The sequence below is a fragment of the Pirellulales bacterium genome (assembly GCA_035546535.1).
Taxonomy (GTDB): Bacteria; Planctomycetota; Planctomycetia; order Pirellulales; family JACPPG01; genus JACPPG01.
On the sequence record DASZWQ010000083.1, the window covers coordinates 1 to 24,130 of the forward strand.

At 63.0% G+C, this 24,130-nt stretch carries 18 protein-coding genes; 13 read left to right on the forward strand and 5 right to left on the reverse strand.

Translation table 11 applies throughout. The features are described from left to right. The 3 genes from VHD36_10620 to VHD36_10630 all read left to right on the forward strand — a co-directional run. On the forward strand, positions 1 to 2,586 hold a 2,586-nt coding region (locus VHD36_10620; GenBank protein ID HVU87764.1), incomplete at its 5' end, for a DUF1553 domain-containing protein. A gap of 17 nt (positions 2,587 to 2,603) precedes the next feature. Continuing rightward, on the forward strand, positions 2,604 to 3,893 hold the full coding sequence (locus tag VHD36_10625) for a DUF1501 domain-containing protein (GenBank protein ID HVU87765.1): 1,290 nt from the start codon (positions 2,604 to 2,606) through the stop codon (positions 3,891 to 3,893). Next, positions 3,890 to 4,897 (forward strand): WD40 repeat domain-containing protein, encoded by a 1,008-nt coding sequence (locus tag VHD36_10630; GenBank protein HVU87766.1) that lies wholly within the window; start codon positions 3,890 to 3,892, stop codon positions 4,895 to 4,897. Before VHD36_10625 ends, VHD36_10630 begins: the two co-directional genes overlap by 4 nt. A gap of 309 nt (positions 4,898 to 5,206) precedes the next feature. Here VHD36_10630 and aceA read toward each other — a convergent pair whose 3' ends face one another. Beyond that, the gene (aceA, locus tag VHD36_10635; protein ID HVU87767.1) at positions 5,207 to 6,613 is read right to left on the reverse strand and encodes an isocitrate lyase; all 1,407 of its coding nucleotides are present in this window, start codon (positions 6,611 to 6,613) and stop codon (positions 5,207 to 5,209) included. An 89-nt stretch (positions 6,614 to 6,702) separates the two neighbouring features. Next, positions 6,703 to 8,313 (reverse strand): malate synthase A, encoded by a 1,611-nt coding sequence (gene aceB, locus VHD36_10640; GenBank protein ID HVU87768.1) that lies wholly within the window; start codon positions 8,311 to 8,313, stop codon positions 6,703 to 6,705. Between the two features lie 246 nt (positions 8,314 to 8,559). On the opposite strand from aceB, the gene VHD36_10645 reads away from it, so the two are divergent. Further along, positions 8,560 to 9,504, forward strand: a complete 945-nt coding sequence (locus tag VHD36_10645; protein HVU87769.1) for a LysR family transcriptional regulator — start codon at positions 8,560 to 8,562, stop codon at positions 9,502 to 9,504. A gap of 140 nt (positions 9,505 to 9,644) precedes the next feature. Here VHD36_10645 and VHD36_10650 read toward each other — a convergent pair whose 3' ends face one another. After that, a complete protein-coding gene (locus VHD36_10650; GenBank protein HVU87770.1) occupies positions 9,645 to 9,848 on the reverse strand; it encodes a TOBE domain-containing protein in 204 nt (67 codons plus the stop codon). A gap of 339 nt (positions 9,849 to 10,187) precedes the next feature. On the opposite strand from VHD36_10650, the gene VHD36_10655 reads away from it, so the two are divergent. The 9 genes from VHD36_10655 to VHD36_10695 all read left to right on the forward strand — a co-directional run bounded on the left by VHD36_10655 (position 10,188) and on the right by VHD36_10695 (position 21,315). After that, complete coding sequence (locus tag VHD36_10655) at positions 10,188 to 11,150, forward strand: DnaJ C-terminal domain-containing protein (GenBank protein ID HVU87771.1); 963 nt, start codon at positions 10,188 to 10,190, stop codon at positions 11,148 to 11,150. Further along, positions 11,144 to 11,494 (forward strand): hypothetical protein, encoded by a 351-nt coding sequence (locus tag VHD36_10660; GenBank protein HVU87772.1) that lies wholly within the window; start codon positions 11,144 to 11,146, stop codon positions 11,492 to 11,494. Before VHD36_10655 ends, VHD36_10660 begins: the two co-directional genes overlap by 7 nt. Continuing rightward, entirely contained in the window at positions 11,445 to 11,840 is a 396-nt protein-coding gene (rnpA, locus tag VHD36_10665; GenBank protein HVU87773.1) for a ribonuclease P protein component, read from the forward strand. Before VHD36_10660 ends, rnpA begins: the two co-directional genes overlap by 50 nt. Continuing rightward, positions 11,837 to 12,076, forward strand: a complete 240-nt coding sequence (gene yidD / locus VHD36_10670; protein HVU87774.1) for a membrane protein insertion efficiency factor YidD — start codon at positions 11,837 to 11,839, stop codon at positions 12,074 to 12,076. The genes rnpA and yidD overlap by 4 nt, the downstream gene beginning before the upstream one ends. A 282-nt stretch (positions 12,077 to 12,358) precedes the next feature. Beyond that, positions 12,359 to 14,218, forward strand: coding sequence for a flagellar basal body P-ring protein FlgI (locus VHD36_10675; protein ID HVU87775.1), 1,860 nt, complete (start codon positions 12,359 to 12,361; stop codon positions 14,216 to 14,218). Between the two features lie 151 nt (positions 14,219 to 14,369). Further along, complete coding sequence (gene smc / locus VHD36_10680; GenBank protein HVU87776.1) at positions 14,370 to 17,993, forward strand: chromosome segregation protein SMC; 3,624 nt, start codon at positions 14,370 to 14,372, stop codon at positions 17,991 to 17,993. Positions 17,994 to 18,618: 625 nt separating this feature from the next. Next, on the forward strand, positions 18,619 to 19,350 hold the full coding sequence (locus VHD36_10685) for a helix-turn-helix domain-containing protein (protein HVU87777.1): 732 nt from the start codon (positions 18,619 to 18,621) through the stop codon (positions 19,348 to 19,350). A gap of 328 nt (positions 19,351 to 19,678) precedes the next feature. Next, entirely contained in the window at positions 19,679 to 20,155 is a 477-nt protein-coding gene (moaC, locus tag VHD36_10690; GenBank protein HVU87778.1) for a cyclic pyranopterin monophosphate synthase MoaC, read from the forward strand. Between the two features lie 155 nt (positions 20,156 to 20,310). After that, positions 20,311 to 21,315 (forward strand): polyprenyl synthetase family protein, encoded by a 1,005-nt coding sequence (locus VHD36_10695; protein HVU87779.1) that lies wholly within the window; start codon positions 20,311 to 20,313, stop codon positions 21,313 to 21,315. Between the two features lie 48 nt (positions 21,316 to 21,363). Here the strand turns inward: VHD36_10695 and VHD36_10700 are convergent, their stop codons facing one another. Next, entirely contained in the window at positions 21,364 to 22,704 is a 1,341-nt protein-coding gene (locus tag VHD36_10700; GenBank protein ID HVU87780.1) for a dockerin type I domain-containing protein, read from the reverse strand. Positions 22,705 to 22,815: 111 nt separating this feature from the next. Further along, entirely contained in the window at positions 22,816 to 23,979 is a 1,164-nt protein-coding gene (locus VHD36_10705; GenBank protein HVU87781.1) for a DUF1559 domain-containing protein, read from the reverse strand. Positions 23,980 to 24,130: the final 151 nt, after the last annotated feature.

A 24,130-nucleotide genomic window follows, 5' to 3' on the forward strand; every position in this document is an offset into this window, starting at 1 on the left:
CTCATCGATCGGCTGCTCGCCAGTCCCGAGTACGCACGACACATGGCGGGCGTGTTCGACGTGGCACTGATGGAACGGCGGCCGGAGAAAAACGTTCCGATTGCCGAATGGCAGAAGTACCTGTACGAATCGTTCGCCGCGAACAAGCCGTACGACAAAATCGTGCAGGAGATACTCTCGGCCGATGGTGTCGATCCCGCCGCCCGCGCGCCGGCCCGCTTTTACCTCGATCGTGAAGGGGAAGCGAATCTGCTGACGCGCGACATCGGCCGCATCTTCTTTGGCATGGACCTGCAATGCGCGCAGTGTCACGACCATCCGCTGATCGCCGACTATTACCAGGCCGACTATCAAGGGCTGTACGCATTCTTCAATCGCAGCCTGCTCTTCACGGACAAAGACAAAAAGGTCTTCTTCGCCGAAAAGGCTGACGGCGACGTGTCGTACGTGTCGGTCTTCGATGCCACGCGCAAAGGGGTCGCACTGCCGCAGCTTCCCGGCGGCGAAGCGGTGCCCGAGCCGGCGTTCAACAAGGGAGAAGAATACGTCGTTGCGCCGGCCGACAATGTTCGTCCCGTACCCAAGTACAGCCGCCGCGCTCAACTGGCGCAGCAGTTGTCGGCAAAACCGAATGCATATTTCGACCGGGCGATCGCCAATCGGCTGTGGGCACTCTTGATGGGACGGGGCCTGGTCGATCCGGTCGACTTGCACCACGACGGCAATCCTCCGTCGAACCCTGCGGTCCTTACGCTGGTGGCCGACTCGTTCCGGGCGATGAAATACGACGTTCGGGCAATGCTGGCCGAGCTCGCGCGCACGCGAACCTATGCCCGGTCCATGGATCTGTCCCCCGACATGCCGGCGCGCGGCCCGCAGCTCGAGCCGCAATTGGCGACATGGGAAGCAGAGCGAGTGCGGTTGGCCGCCGTGCTCGATGCATCGCAAGAAACATCGCACAAGATCGGCGGCCAACTGTCGGCAGCGCGGACTAACGCCGCGCCGGTCGCCGACGAGTTAGCCAAAGCCCGCGCGACTGCTGCGGAAGCCAAGAAGAACGCCGAAACGGCCACCGCTACGTTTGCCGCCGCACAGCAATCGCTTCCGGGTCGCGAGGAGGCATCGCAACTGGTCTCGGCGGCCAATGCCAAGACGGCCGAGGCTGCGGCGAAACTTCCCGACGACAAGGAACTGGCCGACGCGGCAGCAAAACTCAAAGCCCGCGCCGAACAGTTGACCGCCGAGGTCGCGAAGCTCACTCAGGCCGTAGCCGAAGGTCCGGCCGCGGTCAAAACGACAGCCGAAGCGCTCGTGGCCGCTGACCAGGCATTGGCCGGGGCGACCAGCAAATTCGAACCCCTCCAAGCACGCGTTGCCGAACTCACGGCTCAAGCCAAAACGGCCGACGCACAAACCCGCGCCGACCGTACGGCGCTCGCCGCCTTCACCAGCAAGATGGACGATGCCCGCAGTGTCGTCGAGCTGTCGCGAGCGAACGACTCGGTGCAAGCCGGCCGCGCCGCGACCATGAAAGCCGACGCCGAGCTAACTTCGGCGCGCCAGGCGATCGCCGGCATGCAAGCCGATATCGATCGCGCGACTCAGGTCTTCAAAGCCGCCCAACAAGCGGCCGCGGCGGCAAGCGCTGCCGCCACCGAAGCGCGCCAAACACAAGGCGAGCGCAAAGCAACGTACGACGCGGTAGCCGAAGCCGTCGCCAAGACGCAGATCGCGCGGCAAAAGCTGCCCGACTCGCCTGAGCTGGCGGCCGCCGTGCAGTCGCTCGAGCGCAAAGCGGACGAGCTGGCGGCGAGCCTGAAAATGGCCGATGCCGAGGTGAGCGATCGCGACAGCGCCGCCAAAGTCGCCGCCGAACAAGCGTCCGCCGCCCAATCGGCCGTCGACGCACTGACGGCGCAGCGGACGAAACTCGTCGAACAATCCGCTTCGGCCGAACAAGCCGCGGCCGCCGCTCATCAGAAACTCAATGCGGACCTGGCCAGCGCCGACACGGCACAGCGCAAACTGGTCGATCGTAGCGGCGTTCGCTGTGCCGTCGCGGTGTTAAAGCCGCTCTCGCCCGAGCAGTTGGCCTGGAGCATGATGCAGGCCGCAGGCGTGGTCGATCGAGTGCGCGCGGCGGTCGAGGCCGAATGGAACAAGAACCATCCGACGCCGGATGAAGCGGCCCAGGCCGCGCGGTCTCGCGAGATCGACCGTGCGCTAAGCGAGAAGCTCAAAGGAGCGGTGCAGGCATTCGTCGCACGCTTCGCCGCTGCGGCCGGCCAGCCGCAACAAGTCTACTCGGCCACCGTCGACCAGGCGCTGTTCCTGGCCAACGGCGGCGAAGTCCGTTCATGGCTCGCGCCGGCCGAAGGCAATCTCACCGACCGCGTGACGAAACTCGCCGATCCGCAGCAAGCGGCTGCGGAATTGTACTTGAGCGTGCTCACCCGCGCGCCCTCCGATCAAGAGACCGCCGAGGTCGCAAGGTTTCTCGAGGCTCACACGGCAGATCGGGCGGCCGCCGTTCAAGAACTCGCCTGGGCGCTGTTTTGCTCGGCCGAGTTCCGCTTTAACCACTAACGAGGGAGGATACCCTGATGCGCTGCGACTATGCCTGCCATTCGCCCGAGCATTTGCTCGCGCGGCGTCGCTTCCTGGGGCAAGTGGCCGCCAGCAGTGGACTTTTCGTGGGCGGACTGGGCGCCGCCGTGCGTCCCGCCGCGGCCGAGCAACTGGCCAAGAACCAGAAACGCATCCTCTGCTTCTACATGGCCGGCGGCCTCAGCCAGTTGGAAAGCTGGGATCCCAAGCCCAAGACCGACACGGGCGGACCGTTCCGCGCGATTCCGACCTCGGTCCCCGGCGTCCACATCTCCGAGCTGCTTCCCAATATCGCCAAACAGATGCAGCACCTGATGATCGTGCGCGGCGTGAACACCAAAGAAGACGATCACGGCAAGGGGGGCTACATGATGACGACCGGCCGTCGCCAGACGCCCGCCGCCGATTACCCGACGCTGGGTGCCGTCACGGCCAAGGCCCTGGCTCCCGACGAAAGCGCCATTCCTGGCCATATTCGCATTTCACCGGGCGGAGGCGGCGGACGATCGGACGACGCCGCGTATCTCGGTCCGCGCTACGCGAGCATCGTGCTCGGCAATGGCAATCCGCCCGCCAACAGCGCCCGCGACGGCTCTCTTTCGGCCGCCGCGGATGAAGAACGTAATCGCCTGCGCCGTCTGGCGGACGAGCGCTTCCTGTCGCGCCGTCGCACGGCGCTCACGGACGCCTACACCTACAGCTATGAACAAGCGCAGCGGCTCATGGGCGAGCGCGACCTGTTCGATGTCAGCAAAGAGCCGGCCGCCGATCTCGAGCGTTACGGAACGTACGACCTGGGCCGGCACTGTCTGCTCGCCCGGCGACTATTGTCCGGGGGCGCGACGTTCGTCCAGGTCACGCACTCGAACTACGACACGCACAACGAAAACTTCGATTTCCACCTGGAACAACTCGGCGAATTCGATCGCTCGTTCGCCGCGCTCGTGGCTGACCTGGCCGATCGGGGCATGCTTGATAGCACGTTGATCGTGGTGCTGGCCGAGTTCGGCCGGACGCCGCGGATCAACCATTTTTACGGCCGCGATCATTGGTCGGCCGCCTGGAGCGTCCTCTTGGGCGGATGCGGCGTGCAGCGCGGCGGCGCCTTTGGAAAAACCAACGCCAACGGCACCGAAGTGGTCGAGCACCAGGTCGACCACGCGCAGCTTTTCCACACCTATCTGAGCGCCGTGGGGCTTGATCCGTCGGAAAGCTTCGACGTCGGCGGCCGTTCGATGCCCATGGCCGACCCGGCGGCCAGCGCCATCAAGGAGTTGCTCGTATGAGCGACGCCGCGCAAGCGCCCAAGGCCGATCCCGCGCAAACGCACGTAGCGGTCGAGTGGAAATACACGAGCCCCTTCATCTCGTGCCGCTTCGACCCGACCGGGCGATTCGCCTTTGCGAGCGCCCAGGACAACACCGTGCAGCGTTGGGAGGTTACCAGCGGCGCGAACGTCTCGCTCGCCGGACATGAGAGCTGGGTCCGCGCGCTCGCTTTTTCGCCCGATGGGCAAACGCTCTACACCGGCGGCTACGAGGGGCGCTTGATCTTCTGGCCGGCCATGGCCGATGCCCCCGCGCCCGCCCGCACGATTGAGGCGCACACCGGCTGGCTGCGCGGCCTGGCGGTCAGTCCCGACGGATCGCGCATCGCCAGTTGTGGCAACGACAACCTGGTCAAACTGTGGAACGCCGCCGACGGCGCTCTAGTCCAAACGCTTTCAGGCCACACGGGCAACGTCTTCAGCGTGCTCTTTCATCCAGGCGGCCAGTGGCTGCTCTCCGGCGATCTCATGGGCCAGGTCCACCAGTGGGAAGTCACAAGCGGCAAGCTCATGCGGAGCTTCGATGCCAAGGAGCTACACACGTACGAAAAGGGGCAGGCGGTAGATTACGGCGGTGTGCGCAGCATGGCCCTTTCGCCCGACGGCAAAAGCCTGGCCTGCTCAGGCTTGCACAAGGCGACCAATCCGCTAGGTGCCGTGCAGGATCCACTCGTGATGGAATTCGACTGGGAATCGGCGAAGCCGCGTATTTCGCACGCGCCCGACGCCAAGTCGATCGCCTGGCGCATCGTCTATCACCCCGACGGCTACCTGATCGCCGGCTGCGGTGGCACCAATCCGCTGTTCCTGTTCTTCAAGTCGGACCAGGACAAGGAATTCTTCCGCTTCGCCTTGCCGAATACCGCCCGCGACATGGACCTGCATCGCGACGGCGTGCAATTGGTCACGGCGCATTTTGATAATCACGTGCGCATCAGCCGGATGACGCCGAAGGCAGCGTAAATGCCAACTCGGTGACGAATCATCAAGAGGATTATTGTGGTGCAGGCGTCCCGCCTGCGAATTTGTCCGCTCGATCATTGTGGTGCAGGCGTCACGCCTGCGAGTTCGCCCGCTCTGTCCAGTACTTCGCGCGGCACGGGACGTCGGCGGGCAGGCGGGACGCCCGCAGCACAAAAGGCGGGCGTGACGATCCTTTTGCGAGCGGCCATGAAAAAAACCGCCTCAGGCGGCGCTTGGTGGCTCGCTCAAGCACCAAGGCACCACCTGAGGCCAGCGTGGCGTTCCGAAAAACCCTGCCGCCTTAGTTTCTCAGTCGGTGGCCCAGATGTTATTCCGCTCCTGGCCGACCGTGGCCGCCTCACCTTCGGCCGCACAGACCGTCGCGCGGTGCGGGGCCGCACCGTTTGCGTGGCCGCGGTGCGCGTCCGCCGGGTGGAATTGGGCTTCTTCCGTCGAGCCGGTCAGGGCCGTGGTCGATGCCTCGCCGCGCGAGACGCACTGCGTGACCTGGTCGAAGTAGCCGGTGCCGACGAAGCGTTGATGCTTGGTCGCCCGGTAATCCCCTTCGGCCTCGCAGGCGAACTCGCGCTCTTGTAGCGCGGCGTAGGCCGTCATGCCATGATCGCGATAGCCGCGAGCCAGCTCGTACATGGACAGGTTCAGAGCGTGGAATCCGGCCAGCGTGATGAACTGGAAGCGGTATCCCATTGCCCCCAGCTCGCGCTGGAAACGAGCAATCGAGGCGTCGTCCAGCTTGCGCTTCCAGTTGAAGCTCGGCGAGCAGTTGTAGGCCAGCATCTTGCCGGGGAAGCGTTCGTGAACGGCCTCGGCAAACGTTCGGGCTTCCTCCAGATCGGGATGCGAGGTCTCACACCAGATCAAGTCCGCATAGGGAGCGTAGGAAATGGCCCGATCGATGGCCACTTCCAGGCCGCCGGTCATCCGGTAAAACCCTTCGGCCGTCCGCTCGCCGGTCAAAAATCGCTGGTCGCGCGCGTCGATGTCGCTGGTGACCAGGCGTGCCGCGTCGGCGTCGGTACGGGCGATCAACACCGTCGGCACGTCGAGAATGTCGGCCGCCAGGCGCGCGGTGGTCAGGGTGCGAATGAAGTGCGACGTCGGCACCAATACCTTGCCGCCCAGGTGACCGCATTTCTTTTCGCTGGCCAGTTGATCTTCGAAATGCACGGCCGCGGCGCCGGCTTCGATCATGCCCTTCATCAGCTCGAAGGCGTTGAGCGCGCCGCCGAAGCCGGCTTCGGCGTCAGCCACGATCGGCAAGAAATAATTCTTGTCTGCGCGTCCCTCGGCGTGCTGAATCTGGTCGGCCCGGCGGAAGGCGTTATTGATCTTGCGCACCACGTTCGGCACGCTGTCGGCCGGATACAGGCTCTGATCCGGATACATCTGGCCGGCGTTATTCGCGTCGGCCGCGACCTGCCAGCCGCTGAGATAAATCGCCTGCAAGCCGGCTTCGGCCATTTCCAAAGCCTGATTGCCGGTCAGCGCCCCCAGCGCGTGAACGTAAGGCTCGGATTGCAAAAGTTCCCACAGCCGCTCGGCCCCCATCCGGGCAAGACTGTGTTCGACGTGTACGCTGCCGCGCAGCCGCGCCACTTCCTCGGCCGTGTACTCACGGCAAATCCCTTCCCAGCGCGGGTCCGTATCCCAACGCTCCTTCAACTCTCCGATCGACGGGCAAGCACGGCGAATCATCTCAAACTCCCCAGAAATCCTTTAGGTGTGGCGATGCGTTACAAATCGGTGATCAACATTCTCTTTGAACTCGTGAAAGTAGCGGCGGCTCATGACAACTCGTCGTAGGCCGGCAACGTCAGAAACTCGACGAACTCGTCGTTCGCCACGATCTCGTCCATCAGCTCTGCGGCGCGCTCGTATTTGCCTTGCTCGAAGGCCGCGTCACCTACCGAGCCGCGGATCTTCTGCAACTCTTCGGCCAGCACCTGGCGGAACAGGTCGAGCGTGACCCGGCGGCCGTCGCTGAGCACCCCGCGCGGGTGGCGAATCCATTGCCAGATCTGCGTGCGGCAAATCTCGGCCGTGGCGGCGTCCTCCATCAGGTTGTAAATCGGCACGCAGCCTTGCCCGCGCAGCCACGATTCCAGGTACAACAGCCCCACGTTCACGTTCACCCGCAAACCGGCCTCGGTAATCGGGCCCGTGGGTACCTGCAGCAAATCGGCCGCCGTGACACGCACATCGTCGCGGCGGATGTGTACCTGGTTCGGCGTGGGCATGTGCTTGTCGAACACCTCAAGCGCCACGGCCACGAGCGCCGGATGGGCCACCCAAGTGCCGTCGTGCCCATCGGTCACTTCGCGCAGCTTGTCCTGGCGTACTTTTTCGAGCGCCGCTTCGTTGGCCGCGGTGTCCCCTTTGATCGGAATCTGCGCGGCCATTCCCCCCATCGCAAACGCGCCACGACGATGGCACGTCTTGATCAATAGTTGCGAATAGCTGCGCAGGAAGTGCGTGGCCATGGTCACCAGCGCCCGATCCGGCAGCACGTAATCGCCTCGGGCGCGGAACTTCTTGATGAAGCTGAAGATGTAGTCCCAGCGGCCGCAGTTGAGACCCACGCAATGGTCGCGCAGCTCCCACAGGATTTCGTCCATTTCGAAAGCGGCCAGAATCGTCTCGATCAGCACCGTAGCGCGGATCGTGCTGCGCGGCAGGCCGAGCTCTTCTTCCGCGGCCACGAACACCTCGTTCCACAGCCGGGCTTCGAGATGGTTTTCCATCTTCGGCAGATAGAAGTAGGGGCCGGAGCCTTTTTCGATCAACTGCGTCGCGTTGTGGTAGGCGAAAAGCGCGAAATCAAAGAGCGACGCCGAAACCGGCTGACCGTCGACCAACACGTGCTTCTCAACCAGGTGCCAGCCGCGCGGGCGGACCAGCAGCGTCGCCGTGTCACGATTCAGGCGGTACTCTTTCCCTTCCGGCGTCACTAGTTCGATCGTGCCGCGCACGGCGTCGCGCAGATTGATCTGGCCCTGGATCGTCGCTTCCCACGTCGGGGCGTGCGAATCCTCGAAATCGGCCATGTACATCCGCGCGCCCGAATTGAGGGCATTGATGACCATCTTGCGGTCGACAGGACCAGTGATCTCGACGCGACGGTCCTGCAAATCGGCGGGAACGTCCACGACCCGCCACTCGCTTTCGCGAATGCCGCGCGTCTGCGGAAGGAAATCCGGCACGTAGCCGGCGTCCAACCGCTCTTGCAACTGGCGGCGCCGGGCCAAGAGCTCGCGGCGGCGACCATTGAAGCGGCGGTGCAGCCGGGCCACGAATTCCAAAGCTTGCGGCGTCAGGATCTCGGCGAATGCGGGCGTTACGGGGGCCGTCACCAGGGCGGCCGCGAGGCGTGGGCGGGCGAGCATCATCGAACACATGGAACGTTCCCTTTGCGTTGGGGCGGCGGTGGCGCGGAAGTTCTCGAGGCGCGTGGTTCCGTCCACGCTTGACCTGCGGGACTGCCCGGAACGCGAACCATTCGCTGCCCCAAGCGGCCCACTTCTGTCACGATGGTACGGCGTGAGCTATTATTTGGGAAAGTAATTGTGTCAATAGATTGAATTGTTACAATCAATCAAATACTGATCATTAACCCTTTCAATGATCTGCGGAGTCTTGCTCCCATGCCCAGCCGACGCCTGACGCACGCCTACAAGGGAAGCCGTTTGCCGCAGCTGCGCAGCTTCTGTTTCGCGGCACAAGCCGGTAGCGTTTCCAAGGCGGCCGAGCGGATGTTTCTCAGCCAGCCGACGGTCTCGCTGCAGATTCAGGCGCTCGAGCGCGAATTGAAAACCGCGCTCTTCGAGCGGCGCGGCCCGCGCATCACGCTGACGCCCGAGGGCAAAACGCTCTACGAGCTGGCGCTGCCGCTGGTGGAAGGGATCGATGCGCTCGGAGAGAAATTTGCCGCGCGGCGCGGCGGCATCGAAGCAGGCCGGCTGGACATCGCCGCCGGCGAGTCAACGCTGCTGTACCTGCTACCGCCATTCATCAAGGAATTCGCCGAACGCTATCCGGCGATCGAACTAAAGCTGCACAACGTCACGGGGCGAGACGGGGTGGCCATGCTGCGGGCCGACCAGGTCGACTTTGCGGTCGGCCCCATGACCGAGGAAGGCGAAGGAATGGATTACCGCGACATGTTCGCCGCCGAGCCGATATTGATCACGGCCACCGACCATCCCTTGGCGAAGAAAAAAGAAGTGACCATCCGCGACGTCGCGGCGCACCCCTTGATCCTGCCGCCGCGGCACCTAGCCACGTGGCGCGTCGTCGACTTCGTCTTTCACAAGCACAAGCTGAAATACCACGTAAAGCTCGAAGCTGGCGGCTGGGAAGTCATCAAGAAGTATGTCGAACTGGGGCTAGGCATTTCGATCGTGGCCAGCCTGTGCTTGACCGGCAAAGAAGCACTCGTCGCCATCCCCATGAAGCGCTATTTTCCCACGCGCCGTTATGGCGTGGTCACGCGGCGCGGGAAGTTTCTCTCGCCGCAGGCGCAGCGCTTCCTCGAGATCATGGCCAAGGCGGCGCCCAAGCGGGCTCCGGCCGCCGCGCATGCCGGATGAGCCGATCACGCACTCGGCGCCGTACAGGAAACACGAATACAACCACACATTTCGCAGATGGCACAGATTTCAGGAATAGAGTACGGGCGCGTATGAACCCAGTTCATCAATCAATCTGCGGAATCCAATCTGTGGACGCATTAGTCCTTGGCGATCATCACGTCCGAGGCCTTGATCACGGCTGTAACGCGATCGCCGGCGGCCAACTTCATCCGCTCGGCCGAGGCCCGCGTGATGGCCGCCACGATCTCGACCCCGGCGGCAGAAATGACTACTTCCGCAGCCACGGCGCCCAGCTTTACCGCCGTGATCTGACCAGGGACCTGATTGCGTGCGCTGATCATCGAAATCTCCTTGTCGTAGGCTTTATGGGTGTCGAATAGCTCGATGGTAGAATCGTCGCATGTTCGCCGTCGATATCGTTATTCACGACACCTATTTCATTCTCGATTGGCGGCTAGTGGCGGGCATCGTGAGCGCCTTGATCGTTATGGTGGCCGCCATCGCATGGCCTCTCTTAAGCAGGCGGAGATAAGACCGCTGCTCCGCGAGAGGAATATTACCAGAATCCCGGCAACTTGCTGGATCGATCCGGTGGGCGATAAAATGCAATGCCGCGCGACTGCCTCCAGGACGGCAGGGCGCGGAGATTACTCTCAGACCAAGGCAGCCCACGGATACGCATGAGCGAGGACTACTACAAGACACTCGAAGTTGCCCGCGATGCCTCGCAGGACGACATTCAAAAAGCTTATCGTCGCTTGGCGCGGAAGTACCATCCGGATCTGCATCCCGACGACAAGGCCGCGAAGAAAAAATTTCAGGAGGTACAGGGCGCCTTCGATGTCCTGAACGATCCGAAGAAGCGCGAGATGTACGATCGCTACGGCAGCTCGTTCGAGAGCGCCGCGGCGGGTGCCGGCGCGGGAGCGGGGCCAGGCGGCCCATGGAGAACGACGGCCGGAGGTCCGGATTTCGAGAACGTCGACTTCTCGCAATTCTTCGGCGACCGTTTCGGCGGTGAGGAAGGGGGCGGCTTCGCGAGCATCTTCGGCAACCTGGGTGGGCGCGGCAAGCAACGTCGCGGTCGCGCGGCTCAGCCCGGCGCCGATTTGGAAAGCGAACTCGAGGTTCCCTTCAACACGGCCGTGCTCGGCGGCCAGGCCCAGCTCAGCGTGCGTCGGGCCACGGGAAAGGTCGACACGATCAGCGTGAAGATTCCGGCCGGGATCGAAGACGGCAAAAAAATCCGGCTGCGCGGCCAAGGTGAGCCAAGCCCGACCGGCGGCCAAAGCGGCGACATCCTGCTGACGATCCATATCGCACCGCATCCCTTCTTCCGCCGGCGCGGCGACGATTTGGACGTACGCGTGCCCGTCACCCTGCTGGAAGCGGCCGAGGGAGCAAAAGTCGAAGTCCCCACGCCGCGCGGCACCGTCAATCTGCGCGTGCCGCCGAAAACGTCCAGTGGCACCAAGCTGCGCATCAAAGGACACGGTGTTGCCAAAAGCGGCAAAACGCCGGGCGACCTGTATGCGGAAATCGCAATTATCCTGCCCAAGCAACTTAGCTCGGAGGATATGGAACAGATTCGCGGCATGTGCCAGAAGAGCCCGATCGACCCGCGGGCCGAATTGCGATGGTAGTGCGCCGGTCCGCAACGCTGGTCGCTTTATGTCCGCCGCCTGCCTCGGTGTTGTTGTGGGCCTTCGTCGAGACGGCGGAATTGCCGGTCGAGCCAGTGGCCGAACTCGACCCGGCCACACGTGCTACGCTGCTTTTGGCGCTCTTGGCGATTATCGTATTAGGTGTCGGGCTGATCGTGATGGTAATTCTCGGTGGTCGGATGGTGCGGCGGTGGGCGCGGCTCACGCCGCCATCGCGGGTGCCTGTACGCGTACCCACGCCGCCGCCGCGCGAACTTGTGATCGAATTCGACGATGACGACCCAGACGCTCCGGCTGGCGATGCAAACGATGCCAGGCCATGAACTGCCTGCCCAATTCCGTTTGAAGAGTCGAGAGGACTTCGCGCGCGTCTTCGAGAAGCGGGTTTCAGCGGCCGACGGTGTGCTCCGCATGTATGCGGTCGAGGGTAACGAAGCGTACCCGCGACTAGGATTGTCGGTTTCGCGCCGCGTCGGTAACGCCGTGGTGCGGAATCGCCACAAGCGGCTCTTGCGCGAAGCGTTTCGGCTGTTGCGCCCCGATTTGCCGGCGTTAGATATGGTGGTGATTCCGCACTCGCGCGGCGAGCCCGAGCTGGCCGCCTTTCAGCGATCGCTGGCCGCACTCGCGCGGCGATTGGAGCGGCGGCTGCGAAAGGAGTCGCCATGAGCGGGCTTTGGACTGCCATCCTGCGGCTGCCTGCGGAGACCTTGATTCTGGCGGTTCGGGTTTATCAATACACACTCAGCCCGATCGTCGGCCGGCAATGCCGCTTTGAGCCGACTTGCAGCCACTATTTCATCGGCGCCGTGCGCAAACACGGGGTTCTTGTCGGCACGCTCCGCGGTGTGGGCCGCATCTGCCGCTGTCACCCGTTTCACCCGGGCGGATACGACCCTCCTTAGTCTGTCATTCGCAGTACTCAATACGTCCAGGACGCTATCAGCAGTCGTTGCAATGATGTGACATCGACGGTACTTGCTGGCAAGGGACGCGATGTGCCGTCGAGCACGCAAGCTCGCCTTGACGCCCCGGCACCGTCCCACTATCTTCCCCGCCCGACTACCTTTCTCCAATTCCTTTCGCGACATTTGCCGGCGCTGGTCCTCTCGGCCGACGTGCGCTTGACGAGCGCTCATTTCAGGCTGTGAAGAAAACCAGTGTCTACGTTTACGGAGCGCAATGGCATGAGGCCTGCACGCTGGTCGCTCGTCGTTTTTGTGGCACTCGCCGGCTGTGGCGGACCGTTTATCCGCTCGCAAAGCCCCGAGCCCGACGTCGATATGCCGCGCACGAAACTCGTCGGCGATTACGCCGTGCCGTTCGGGATGCACCCGGTAAAGGTCGAGGCCGTGGGCCTGGTGACCGGCTTGCCGGGCACCGGCAGCGACCCCGATCCGTCGCCGCAACGCGATGAGTTGCTGGCCGAAATGAAGGCCTATGGCGTCGACCACCCGAACAAGATCTTGGCCTCGGGCACGGCTTCGTTGGTACTCGTGCGGGCCTACCTGCGTCCCGGCATTCAACAAGGCGACCATTTCGATATCGAAGTGCGCGTCCCCAGCCGCAGCGCCACGACGAGTCTGCGCGGCGGCTGGCTGATGGAAACGCGGCTGGCCGAAATGGCCGTGGTACATGGCAGCGTCCGCGAAGGGAGCCTGCTGGCCAAAGGTCAGGGCCCCGTGCTCGTCGACCCATCAGCCGACAGCAAGGACGATAATCACGTTTCGTCCGGGCGAGGCCGCGTGCTGGGCGGCGGTATCGCGTACAAGTCGCGCCCCTTGGCGCTGGTGCTCAAGCCCGATCATCGCAGCGTTCCCATCAGCTCGCAAATCGGCACGGCAATCAATCATCGCTTCCACACCTATACCGCAGGGACCAAAAAAGGCGTAGCGAATCCCAAGGATGACCAGCACGTCGAGCTGATCGTCCACCCACGCTACAAGGACAACGTCGAACGGTACATGCAAGTCGTCCGCTCGGTCGCGCTCAAGGAGAGTTCGAGTCAGCAGATGGCGCGGCTGGTGCTGCTCGAGCGGCAATTGCTCGATCCCATCACGGCCGCGGCGGCTGCGCTAAAACTAGAAGCCATCGGCAAGGACGGCATTGCCACGCTCCGGAAAGGACTGCAATCCGGCGACGCCGAAATTCGCTTCTACGCTGCCGAGGCCCTGGCCTATCTCGATCAGAAGGACGCGGTCGAACCCCTCGTCGAGGCGGCCCGCGAAGTACCTGCCTTCCGCGCCTATGCCTTGACGGCCTTGAGCGCGATGGATGAGGTGGCCGCTTACGATGGCCTGCGCGAACTGCTGGACATGCCCAGCAACGAAACCCGCTATGGCGCCTTCCGCGCCTTGTGGGCCATGAACGCTCAAGATCCGCTTGTTCGCGGCCAGAAACTGAACGACCAATTCAGCTATCACGTACTCGACACCATGGGCCCGGAATTGGTCCACGTCACGCGCAGCTATCGGCCCGAAATTGTCGTCTTTGGTCAGGATCAGAAGCTGACGACGCCGTTCGTGATCGAAGCCGGCAATCAGATCATGCTCACGGGCAAGGAAGATCGGGTCACCATCTCGCGATTCGCTCCTAACGAGCCGGACCAGAAACGAGTCGTCTCGTGCGGGCTGGATGACTGCATTCGCGCCATGGCCGATCTGGGCGCCAATTACCCCGACATCGTCCAGGCGCTGCAGCAAGCGAAATCGATGGGAGTCCTGAGCGGTCGCCTCGCCATCGACGCCGTGCCGACCGGCGGACGGCGTTACGATCGCGGGGCTGCGAGCAGTAGCACCGACGCCGAAGAGCGTTCCGGAGCCAATCCCGAACAGCCCGACAACGGCGACAGTGACGCGAACGACGGCCAGGAGGAATCAACCGGGGTGGCGGTGGCAAACCCGCTGCCGGGGCTCTTTGATAGTGGTAAATCCACCTTTGACCGCAAGGCGGCCGACCGCCCGTCCCGCTCAGAGCCCGAGCCTGCGGAGGATAACTCGGCTAAGAAGGCCCGGTCGTGGGGCTCGTGGTTGGGTACAATGGAATGACGCTCTCGAGCCGACCGCGCATGGCGCTTGGCGAGTCTAGGTCCGTACCTGAAAGTCGACGAGGCCGACCAGCAAGCGGCCCTGATGGACCGCTCGTGGCTATCGACCTCGGAGCTGGCGATCGCTTTCCCACACCCATTCCAAGTTTGTCATGCTCAAGGCGCTGGAACTTGTCGGCTTCAAAAGCTTCGCCGACAAGACCCGTTTCGACTTTCCATCCGGCATCACGGCCGTGGTCGGGCCAAATGGCAGCGGCAAGTCGAACGTCGTGGACGCCATCAAATGGGTGCTTGGCGAACAGAGCGTAAAAAGCCTGCGCGGCAAGGAGATGGCCGACGTCATCTTCAATGGTTCGGCCAGCCGCGCGCCGCTCAACTACGCCGAAACCACCCTGACGCTCGACAACAGCACGCGCCGGCTGCCGATCGATACGGCAGAAGTGCTCGTTACGCGTCGCGTCTATCGCAACGGCGAAGGCGAGTACATGCTCAATCGGCAGCCATGCCGGCTGCGCGACATTCGCGAGCTGTTTTCCGGCACCGGCGTGGCCACCGAAGCCTACAGCGTGATCGAGCAGGGCAAGGTCGACGTGCTCTTGCAATCGTCGCCGCGCGACCGGCGCCTGATCTTCGAAGAGGCCGCCGGCATCAGCCGGTTCAAAGCCAAGAAGGTCGAGTCGCTGCGCCGCCTGGAACGGGTCGAGCAAAACCTGCTCCGCCTGGGAGACATCGTCGCCGAGGTGGAACACCGCCTGCGCCAGGTGCGGCTGCAAGCCGGCAAGGCTCGGCGCTATAAGGAGTACTCCGACCGCCTGCAACAGTTGAGGACGCACGTCGGCCTGGCCGACTGGCGGCAATTGAGTGCCCGCATCGCGGAAATGGAGCGGGAACTACTCGCGCTCACTCTCGAGCGCAATCAAACGGCCGATGCCGCTCAACAGAGCGAAACCGCGGCGGCACTGGGCGAAACGCAGCTTGCGGCCACGGCGGAAAAGATTCGCGCCACCGAGGCCCGCAGCGCGCAAATCCGCGAGGGCATCGCCACCCGCGAGGCGGCGCTCGATCATCATCGGCAGCGCACGGCGGAGCTCGACAAGGAGGCGGACCGGTTGCGCCGGCAATTGTCGGCGGTCAACGTGCGCGCCGGTTCGCTCGAACAGCAATTGCACGAGACGGCCGCACAGCTCTCCGCCGCCGAAAGCGATTATGCTCAAGTCGCGGCCAACGCCAGCGCCGAAGACCGACGCCTGGCGGATGTGACGAGCCGATTAGCGACCTTGCGCCGCGAGGGCGAGGCATCGCGCGACGCGTATCTCGCCGAAATGCGCCGGACGGCTCAATGCGAAAGCGAAACAAGCTCGCAGACTGCACGCCTGGAGTCGGCCCGAGTCCGCCGGCAACGTGAGGAACAACGGCAACAGGAATTACAGGCGGCGCGGAACACGCTTGAAACCGATCTAGCCGCATTCCGCGAGGGCGAATCGGCCTTATCGGCGTCGATCGCGCAGTTAGACCAGGTGATCAAGGCCGCACGGGACGAAGCGGCCGGTCTTGCGCAGCGACAAGCCCAGCAGCAACGAGAGATCGCCCAAGTTCGCGAGCAATTGACCGCCGCCCGCGAACGGGCCTCCGTGCTCGAAGAATTCCAGCGGCGCCGGGAAGGATACTCCGAAGCCGTCAAAACGGTGCTCGAGCGGGCGGGCATACCGGGCGGGCCCTTCGAGAACGTCCAAGGAGTCGTGGCCGAGCTTCTGCAAGTCAATTTCGAGATGGCGCCGCTCATCGAAGTGGCGCTCGGTGGTCGGGCGCAGCACATCGTGGTGAGCACGCTGGACGAACTGATCCTCTCGATGCAAAAGGACCTGCAGCGATTTCCCAGCCAGGTGACGTTCACGCCGATCGACGCGCCTGAACATCGCTCAGCCACGCGCGACGTCGATTTGCGCGGCCAGACGGGCGTCTTGGGAAGAGCCGACGATTTCGTGCGCACCTCGGCGCCGTTCGTTCCCTTGGCAGTCCGGTTGCTCGGCCGGACATGGATTGTCGACACGCTCGAGCGGGCGACGACGTTGGCGGCCGCGCACGCCGGGTTGAACTTCATCACGCTAGCCGGCGAAGCCCGTTTCGCGGATGAAACACTGTCCTTTGGCGCAAGCGCCCCCGCGGCAGGACTGATCTCGCGCCAGAGCGAGCTGGCGGTACTGGCCGATCAGATCAAGCGTTTCGAGTCCTCGCTCGCCGAACAGTCGCGCCTGGCCGCAGAGTGCGGCGCCGAATTGAACGCGGCGAATCGTCGTCGTGGCGAAGCCGAGCACGAGAGATCGCAACTGGTCGCGCAGCGCAGCGAACTGCAATCCAGGATCAAGGCGTCCGGCGAACGCGCGACGCAACTGGCAGACGAGCAGCGCCGTTCGCAGCTCGACCTGGCGACGATTGCCGAAACCCTGGCGACCATCGACGCGGCGCTCGTAACGCTTCGCGAGCGCGCCGCCGCATCTCGTGCCGTGCAGGCGGAACTGGAGACGCACGCCGCGGAGCTGGCCGAAAAGGTCGCCGACGAGGACGCCGCACGGTCCGCGATCGAAGCCGCCGTGGCCACGGTGAAGATCGAACTTGGTAAAAGCGAAGAGCGGCTGGCGAACCTACGGCTGCGGGCACGCCAATTGGAACAGGACCAGCGCGAGCGCCGACGCACCGTGGCCGAGGTGTCGGCGGAATTGGCGCGCGCCATCGAACGACGAACGGCCTCGGACCGCGTCCTCCTTGATACAGAATCGGAGTTGGCGCTGCTCTACTTGAACAAGGAAGGAGCCTTTGCCGAACTGGCCACGCTCGCTGCCAGAGAGGAAACGCAGCGGACCGAACGTGCCGCGCACCTGGCCGACGTGCAGCGACAACGCGCGCGGGCGCACGATTTGGAAGAGAAGATGCACGGACATGAGCTGGCCACTCACGAAATCCGCCACGCCCGCACCACGGTGGCCGATCGGCTGCGCGAGGATTACGGGCTGGATCTGGCCGCCGCCGAGGAGCCGCAAACGATCGAAGAAACGCGACGGCGCGAGGAAATCGACGCCGAAATCGCGGAATTGCGGCGCAAGATTGCTCATATCGGCAACGTCAACCTCGACGCCTTGGCCGAGGTCGAAGAGCTTGAGGGGCGTTTTGCCCATCTTTCCGCGCAGCATCGCGATCTGAGCGAGGCCAAGCAATCGCTGGTCGAAATCATCGACCGAATCAATGCCGACAGCCGCCGGCTCTTTGCCGAGACCCTGGCCCGGGTGCGCGTCAACTTTCAGGCCCTGTTCCGTAAGCTGTTCGGCGGCGGACAGGCCGACATTCTGATCGACGAAGGGGCCGACATGCTGGAAAGCGGTATCGAGATCATGGCTCGACCGCCGGGCAAGGAGCCGCGCAGCATTTCGCTTTTGAGCGGTGGTGAGAAAACGCTAACCTGCGTGGCCCTGCTGCTGGCCATTTTCCAATATCGCCCTAGCCCTTTCTGCGTACTGGACGAAGTCGACGCGGCACTGGATGAAGCGAATATCGAGCGCTTCATCGGGGTGCTGCAGGAATTCCTGGCCTGGACGCAATTCATCGTCGTAACACACTCGAAAAAGACGATGACCTGTGCCTCGACATTGTATGGCGTGACCATGCAAGAGTCGGGGGTCTCCAAACGGGTGGCCGTGCGTTTCGAAGACATCACGGCCGAGGGCAAGCTAGCGCCGGCAGCCGACACGGCGGCTAGCGACGACGAGACGCAGGCCGCCTAGCTGCCGTCGACGATCGCCACGGACGAAATGTCCAGGTCGTCGTCATCGCCGGATCGAGCCCCCTCTTTTATGGCCTGGCACGCTTGCACCGCGGCTGCCGGCAACTTTGCGCCACACGGCAGAACCGGCACAGGCCGCTTGTGCGCTATCCGTGGGACAGCAGTCGCAGCCGGCTATTGTGACGCAGACCGGCGGCTTTTCGCCCGCGCCAAGAGCGGCACGATCGGGGTGGACGTTACGATTGGAAAAAGTTTTTAAAGTCGTAAGCGTCTTTATCTCGAAACTTACTTTCGGATAGCTCATCAGGCACATGAGGCCTCAGCCGAGGTACGTGCTGCCGGGGTGAGTTGCAGGGGGGAACCTGCCACAAGACACGCCTTGTTTGCTGGTCCGCTTGGCCCCATGCGCCAAACGCGTGCGCCGGCTCTCCCCTCAGCGTTCGCCGCTTTGCCTTTAGCTAGCAGAGACCTTCCGCATTGGCGCGATGGGAACGCGTGTTCCCTAGATTGCGGATTTTCTCTGCGTGCTGATTGCAATGCATGCCGATACGGAGTCAGTAAGGCACCGGTCAGAGGGAGCTGAGCCAGAGCCGACACAAGAGCAAACAAGTTAAGCCCCGACCCAGATGCTTGCCCCGCTGGCGGCCTGGTTGCCCACAGCCGGCACGAAGGACCGCGAGAAGGCCGCCGTTGAGCGCAAGCGAGGGGCTGTTGCTCGTCCGAGACCCTGGTCGTCTCGGAGGAGCGAAGATCCCAAACAACGTGAACGAATTGGAGAGTTTGCGATGAAGGTCTTTACAACTGGACAGGTCGCCAAGATCTGTAAAGTAGCCCCCCGCACCGTCAGCAAATGGTTCGATTCCGGCCGGCTGAAGGGCTACCGCATCCCCGGCTCGCAAGACCGGCGGATTCCCCGCGAATATTTGATTCGCTTCCTCAAGGAGCACGGCATGCCGCTGGGCGACCTCGAAGACGAAGCGATGGCGAAAGTGCTGATCGTCGGTCAGGATCAGGTCCTGATCGAGAACCTGAAGCGCGAGCTTCCCGCCGAGCGTTCCTTCCGCGTGGCCGTGGCTGCCAGCGGTTTCGAAGCCGGCATTCAGGCCGAGAGCTTCCACCCGGATTCGATCATCGTCGACTTCTCGATCGGCCGCACCGAAGCCCTGCAGATCTGCCAGAACCTGCGTCGGAACGCCGAGTACTCGGATACGATCCTGATCGCCCTGTTGCCCGATGACGGCAACACGAACAGCTTCGATCGTTCGAGCATCAACGAGACGTTCAAGAAGCCGTTCGACGTGGCCCTGCTTGCCGAACGCGTCCGCACGCTGATCGGCGCCCGCAAGGAACTCGTCTAAGTCAGACCGGCGTCCCGCTCGCCGCACAATAAACAAACCCGTCGCGGTAGACCCCCGCGACGGATCGGGAAACACGAGAGGCAGCTGAACGACTCGGCTCTTGGCAACGCAGGGCATTCCGGCCCCGGCCTTGCCCCTCTTGCTTAAAAGCGGCTTGCCACTTGTGCAAGCCGCTTTTTTTGCGCGCCGACCGCTGCGATGATGTCCTGTGCTCGGCAGTGCCCCGCGTTCGAACGGGGCTCCGCCCTCGACGGCCACTCGTCAGGCCTTACAATGGGCGCAGGGGGTGAGGCGCAATGCTCAGGACTTCGGCAGCGAGCCTTCTGCGATGACCGAGTTGACACATTTCGACGCTGACGGCGCCAGCCGCATGGTCGACGTCGGCGGAAAAGACGTCACGGCGCGCATGGCGCGGGCCAGCGGCCAGGTTCGCATGGCGCGCGACACGCTGGCTCTCATTCGCGACCGCCGCGTGGCCAAGGGGGATGTGCTGGAGGTGGCTCGACTGGCAGGCATCATGGCCGCCAAGCGCACAAGCGACCTCATTCCTCTATGCCACCCATTGGGATTGGATTCGGTGGAAGTGGCATTCAGCTTCCCGGATGCAGAAACGGTGGCGATCGAAGCCACCACCCGGGTGACGGCCCGCACCGGTGTGGAGATGGAGGCGCTGGCCGCGGTAAGCATTGCCGCCCTCACGATTTATGACATGTGCAAGGCCGTCGATCGCGGCATGCAAATCGGCGCCATCTGTCTGGAGGAAAAGCAAGGAGGCCGGAGCGGTCACTATCGACGCCAAGCCTGATTCCGCCGCGGTCGGCGAATGCCGGTTTCGAAGAGGGCCGACTTCGGTTAAAACGCGTGTGGAAACGCGGTTAGGGTCTCGGCATTGAAGTCTGGCCTTATGGCCGCGAACGGTCAGGAAGCGATAGCCCGCATGGCAGCGAATCGAGGAAGGGCATGAGCCGATTGGTCGAGGTTTCCGGGAGCGCTCAGAAGGTTTTACTCGAGCGCCTCTATCTACCCATTGCCGGGGAATTGGCTCAAGCTGAAGAAATTTTGCGAGCCGAGCTGCGCAGCAAATTTCCCTTTGTCGACGAGCTCGTGCGACACAGCTTTCGTCTGGGAGGCAAACGCCTTCGGCCGGCGCTGGTGCTCTTGGCCGCGAAGGCCACCGGCACGGTCTGCCACGACCACCTGGTGCTGGCAGCCGTGATGGAAATGATCCACACGGCAACCTTGGTGCACGACGACGTTTTGGATCAGGCCAATTTGCGTCGCCATCTCGATACGATCAACGCCCGCTGGGGTAACGAATCGAGCGTACTCTTGGGCGACTATCTGTTCACCCACTCCTTCTATCTGGCGAGCACGCTAGGCACTACGTACGCCTGCCAGACGATCGGCAAAGCCACGAACATCGTCTGCGAAGGGGAATTGCGGCAAATCGCCAGCCGTGGAGATTACGACCTTTCCGAGCAGGCGTACCTCGACATCATCGAGGCAAAAACCGCGGAGCTTTGTTCCTGCTGCTGCCGGCTGGGCGCCCACTACGCCGGCGCCGAGGCTGCAGTGGAAGAGTCGCTCGCCCGCTTCGGCCGCTACCTGGGCATCGCCTTCCAGATCGTAGACGATCTGCTCGATATGCAAGGCGACGAAGACACGACCGGCAAATCGCTGGGTACGGACCTGGAACAGCGCAAGCCGACCCTGCCGCTGATTCGCCTGTTGGCACAGGCCGACGCCACACAGCGCGGCAAGATCGTAGCCGCGCTCGACGCCGATCCATGCTGCCCTGGAGCGCTCGATCCATGGTTCGACGCCTCGGATGCGCTTGCATACACGCGCGACAAAGCCCGCTGGTTCGCCGATCAGGCGCGGGCTGAACTGGCGCAACTGCCGGCGAGCGACGCACGCGCCGTCCTGGAAGTGGTCGCCGAATTCGCCATCGAACGCCAGCATTGATCGTTGGCCAGGGAACTCAGCGGCGAATGTCGGACGGCAGGCGCGTTTTTATTTCGCAGTAACCTTGCCCCGATGCCACCGCATCACCAGTGCCGCGATCACGGCGCCGCAGGCGAACGTCAGGAGCCCTGTCGGCTCGGGAACGGCGGCGGCGTTCGTGCTTCCTCCGGTCGTTGATACGGCATCCGAGGTAGCCCCCCAGTTCGATGAAACGATGGCCAGATCCTGGGAATTGACGATGCCGTCGCCATTCAGGTCGCCGGTTACGCCTGTCCCGCTCACCAGCCAATCGCTCGACACCAAGGCGAGGTCCTGGCTGTTCACGATACCGTCGGTATTGATGTCGCCGGGCACACCCAGGAACGTGTAGTCGGCCACCACGGGCAAATGGTCAGTTGCCGTCGTCAGGGCCGAGAGCACGAGCGATTGATTAGGCAGGTCCGATAGTGCCGTGTTGCCTGCGGCCGCCACCGAATGCCGGTATGCGGTCGTACCATTATTGCCAAAGGCAGTATACGACCCCGGCACTTGTTGCATGCCATACTCGTTCATCATGGGACCGCTGATCAATTGCAGATCATCACGGTACTGTAGTGCCGTCGCACTTTCGGTGAAAATGCCCACGAACTTCGAAGCCCCTGACCAATCGCCGGCCGGGTTGACGGGATCGAACGCCTGCCCAGCGCCGGGCGCGACGAGCGTTTGATAGGCCGCCTCGCTAGCCCCGTTCAGATTCCAATCCCCCGCATAGATGATGTGCGCGTGCGGACCGAGAGTCGCCGCGTCGGCGCGTACTTCCTGCGCCTCGATGTTTCGTCGAGCTTCGTCGGATGCCTCGGTGGAATCCGAACTGGATTTCGCGTGATCGACGTACAGGTAAAAGTTCGCGGCGCTTCCGTAACCGACGGGCGCCAACTCGTAGCGCATGGGATCACGCGGCGCGCCCGAGCTGCTCGCCGGGCCGATGGCCACCGCGCCCAAGTCCTGGACGGTATGCGTGTTGTAAATCAATCCACTCGGGCCGTTGCCCGTGAGCGAATTGCCGGTCGTGGGATCGGTCGTCGCGTCGTAGGCGTAGGTCCCGGCGCCGTAGATCGCATTGAGCTGATCGACGATGTACTGCAGAGTGGTCGTGGGCGTCTTGTAGAGCTCTTCCAGCGCCAGCACGTCGATCGGCTGGGCGTTACCAGCCAGGTTCTCGGCGCCGATCGCCTGTAAGACCGTCGTCAGTCCGGGTCCGGCTGTGGGTCCACCTCTCTGGCCCGCGGCCCCGCCTGTATCGGCATCGATGTTGTAGGTAACGACGCGCAGCGTCTGTGCGTCAACACGTGGGGCCAGGAGAATCCAACCACAGATCGCCGTAAGAAAAACGCAGCGCCCTCTTGGCATGCAACTGATCAACCACCCATCCCCTTCCCAGTACCCGCGCTTGCGGCACCCTAAAAGAACAACGATTTCGCGCTTCCGAAATCGCTTACCTACACCCTACGAAGCAGAATCTCATGGCGTAGCGGCGACCGGCTCACCGCCATTACGCGTGCCGAGTGAGCGCCAGACCTGCAAATCGACGCTGTTGGCTATGCTGCTCACATGGCCATCTCCGAAACAGACATTGACCACGCCAGGGTGGTCGCTGCGCGCCGAAACCAGTGCCGGCTCGCCCGGCGTATCGGCGATCGGATCGTGGGCGCAATCCCACCCCTGCCAATTAGGAGGGGCCACATGGTTGTACATCGTGGAGATATACCCAGCGAACGGCCAGCCGTTCGTATAGCTTTGGTTAGCGTCCTGCAACCATCGTCCGAGCGAACTGAAATTGTATTGGCTGATCGCAGGCTTGTAGTTCAAGCAGGTATTGAAGAACGTATCCACAGGAGCGAGTCCCTCGGGGACGCTGTCGAAGACGTCCACTACTTCATATTTGGTGGGCAGTTGCTGGGTCATGTCCTGCCCGCTCCCCTTGGAGCGTTCGGAAAAGAAGGCCGTATTCGACAGGCCATCGGTGAACTCACCGGTGCGAAAGGCGGTTCCAAAAGTAAACGCGCCATTACCCAGGCTGACATCGGTGCGCGTTTGTTGGGCCGCGTCGCTAACCCCCCCGGCGTAAGGAGTCGAGCCCCCGAAGTTGTAGCGGTAGTTATTCTCCGATTGCATGATCCCGGTGTTGGGGTCGCTCGGGCAGATGAAGCCGTTGATGATCTGAGAAAAGGCGGCGTAGTTCTTGTTGACCTGGCTACCGCCGATGGTCATGACGTCGGTCCATCCGATACCCATGTTGATCTGGTCGTAGATCGTCTGCTGCTCCATGTAGGGCAATAGCCATACGTGCACCGAGACATTGCCCGTCTGACAGGCGGCGGTCTGCACGACACTGTTGTAGTTGGGGCCGCCGGGGTATGTCTGTGGAATCTTGAACGTGGACCCCGCCTTGGTCGCCAGATCAGGATATTTGCGGCCATAGGGAAACGTTTGAACCGCGCTTTCGTGATTGGCCAGGGCCACGCCGATTTGTTTCAGGTTATTAATGCATTGCGAGCGGCGCGCGGCCTCGCGAGCCATCTGCACGGCGGGCAGCAACAGCGCGATCAAAATGCCAATGATCGCGATCACGACTAGTAGTTCGACGAGCGTGAAACCGCGTCGTGGAAACATTCGATTGTCCATGCTTGCATCCTGCCTTCTGCGAGGGAGCCGCGCAGCTCGCAGCTGCGAGCCGACGCACCGCTCCGCGCGCACCTCGTGCGCAGACCCGAACGCAGCCGTCACGCCTCGCAATCGCCAAGATTCTAGAAGGCGATTGTTTGCGTCGAGTTTG

Bases quoted from the DNA above. Each gene is read 5' to 3' on its own strand.
- aceB (HVU87768.1), bottom strand. From the start codon at position 8,313: ATGTGTTCGATGATGCTCGCCCGCCCACGCCTCGCGGCCGCCCTGGTG.
- VHD36_10695 (HVU87779.1), top strand. From the start codon at position 20,311: ATGAGCCGATTGGTCGAGGTTTCCGGGAGCGCTCAGAAGGTTTTACTC.
- VHD36_10700 (HVU87780.1), bottom strand. From the start codon at position 22,704: ATGCCAAGAGGGCGCTGCGTTTTTCTTACGGCGATCTGTGGTTGGATT.
- VHD36_10630 (HVU87766.1), top strand. From the start codon at position 3,890: ATGAGCGACGCCGCGCAAGCGCCCAAGGCCGATCCCGCGCAAACGCAC.
- moaC (HVU87778.1), top strand. From the start codon at position 19,679: ATGACCGAGTTGACACATTTCGACGCTGACGGCGCCAGCCGCATGGTC.
- VHD36_10645 (HVU87769.1), top strand. From the start codon at position 8,560: ATGCCCAGCCGACGCCTGACGCACGCCTACAAGGGAAGCCGTTTGCCG.
- VHD36_10655 (HVU87771.1), top strand. From the start codon at position 10,188: ATGAGCGAGGACTACTACAAGACACTCGAAGTTGCCCGCGATGCCTCG.
- VHD36_10685 (HVU87777.1), top strand. From the start codon at position 18,619: ATGCTTGCCCCGCTGGCGGCCTGGTTGCCCACAGCCGGCACGAAGGAC.
- rnpA (HVU87773.1), top strand. From the start codon at position 11,445: ATGACGACCCAGACGCTCCGGCTGGCGATGCAAACGATGCCAGGCCAT.
- yidD (HVU87774.1), top strand. From the start codon at position 11,837: ATGAGCGGGCTTTGGACTGCCATCCTGCGGCTGCCTGCGGAGACCTTG.
- VHD36_10675 (HVU87775.1), top strand. From the start codon at position 12,359: ATGAGGCCTGCACGCTGGTCGCTCGTCGTTTTTGTGGCACTCGCCGGC.
- VHD36_10660 (HVU87772.1), top strand. From the start codon at position 11,144: ATGGTAGTGCGCCGGTCCGCAACGCTGGTCGCTTTATGTCCGCCGCCT.
- VHD36_10625 (HVU87765.1), top strand. From the start codon at position 2,604: ATGCGCTGCGACTATGCCTGCCATTCGCCCGAGCATTTGCTCGCGCGG.
- VHD36_10650 (HVU87770.1), bottom strand. From the start codon at position 9,848: ATGATCAGCGCACGCAATCAGGTCCCTGGTCAGATCACGGCGGTAAAG.
- aceA (HVU87767.1), bottom strand. From the start codon at position 6,613: ATGATTCGCCGTGCTTGCCCGTCGATCGGAGAGTTGAAGGAGCGTTGG.
- VHD36_10705 (HVU87781.1), bottom strand. From the start codon at position 23,979: ATGGACAATCGAATGTTTCCACGACGCGGTTTCACGCTCGTCGAACTA.
- smc (HVU87776.1), top strand. From the start codon at position 14,370: ATGCTCAAGGCGCTGGAACTTGTCGGCTTCAAAAGCTTCGCCGACAAG.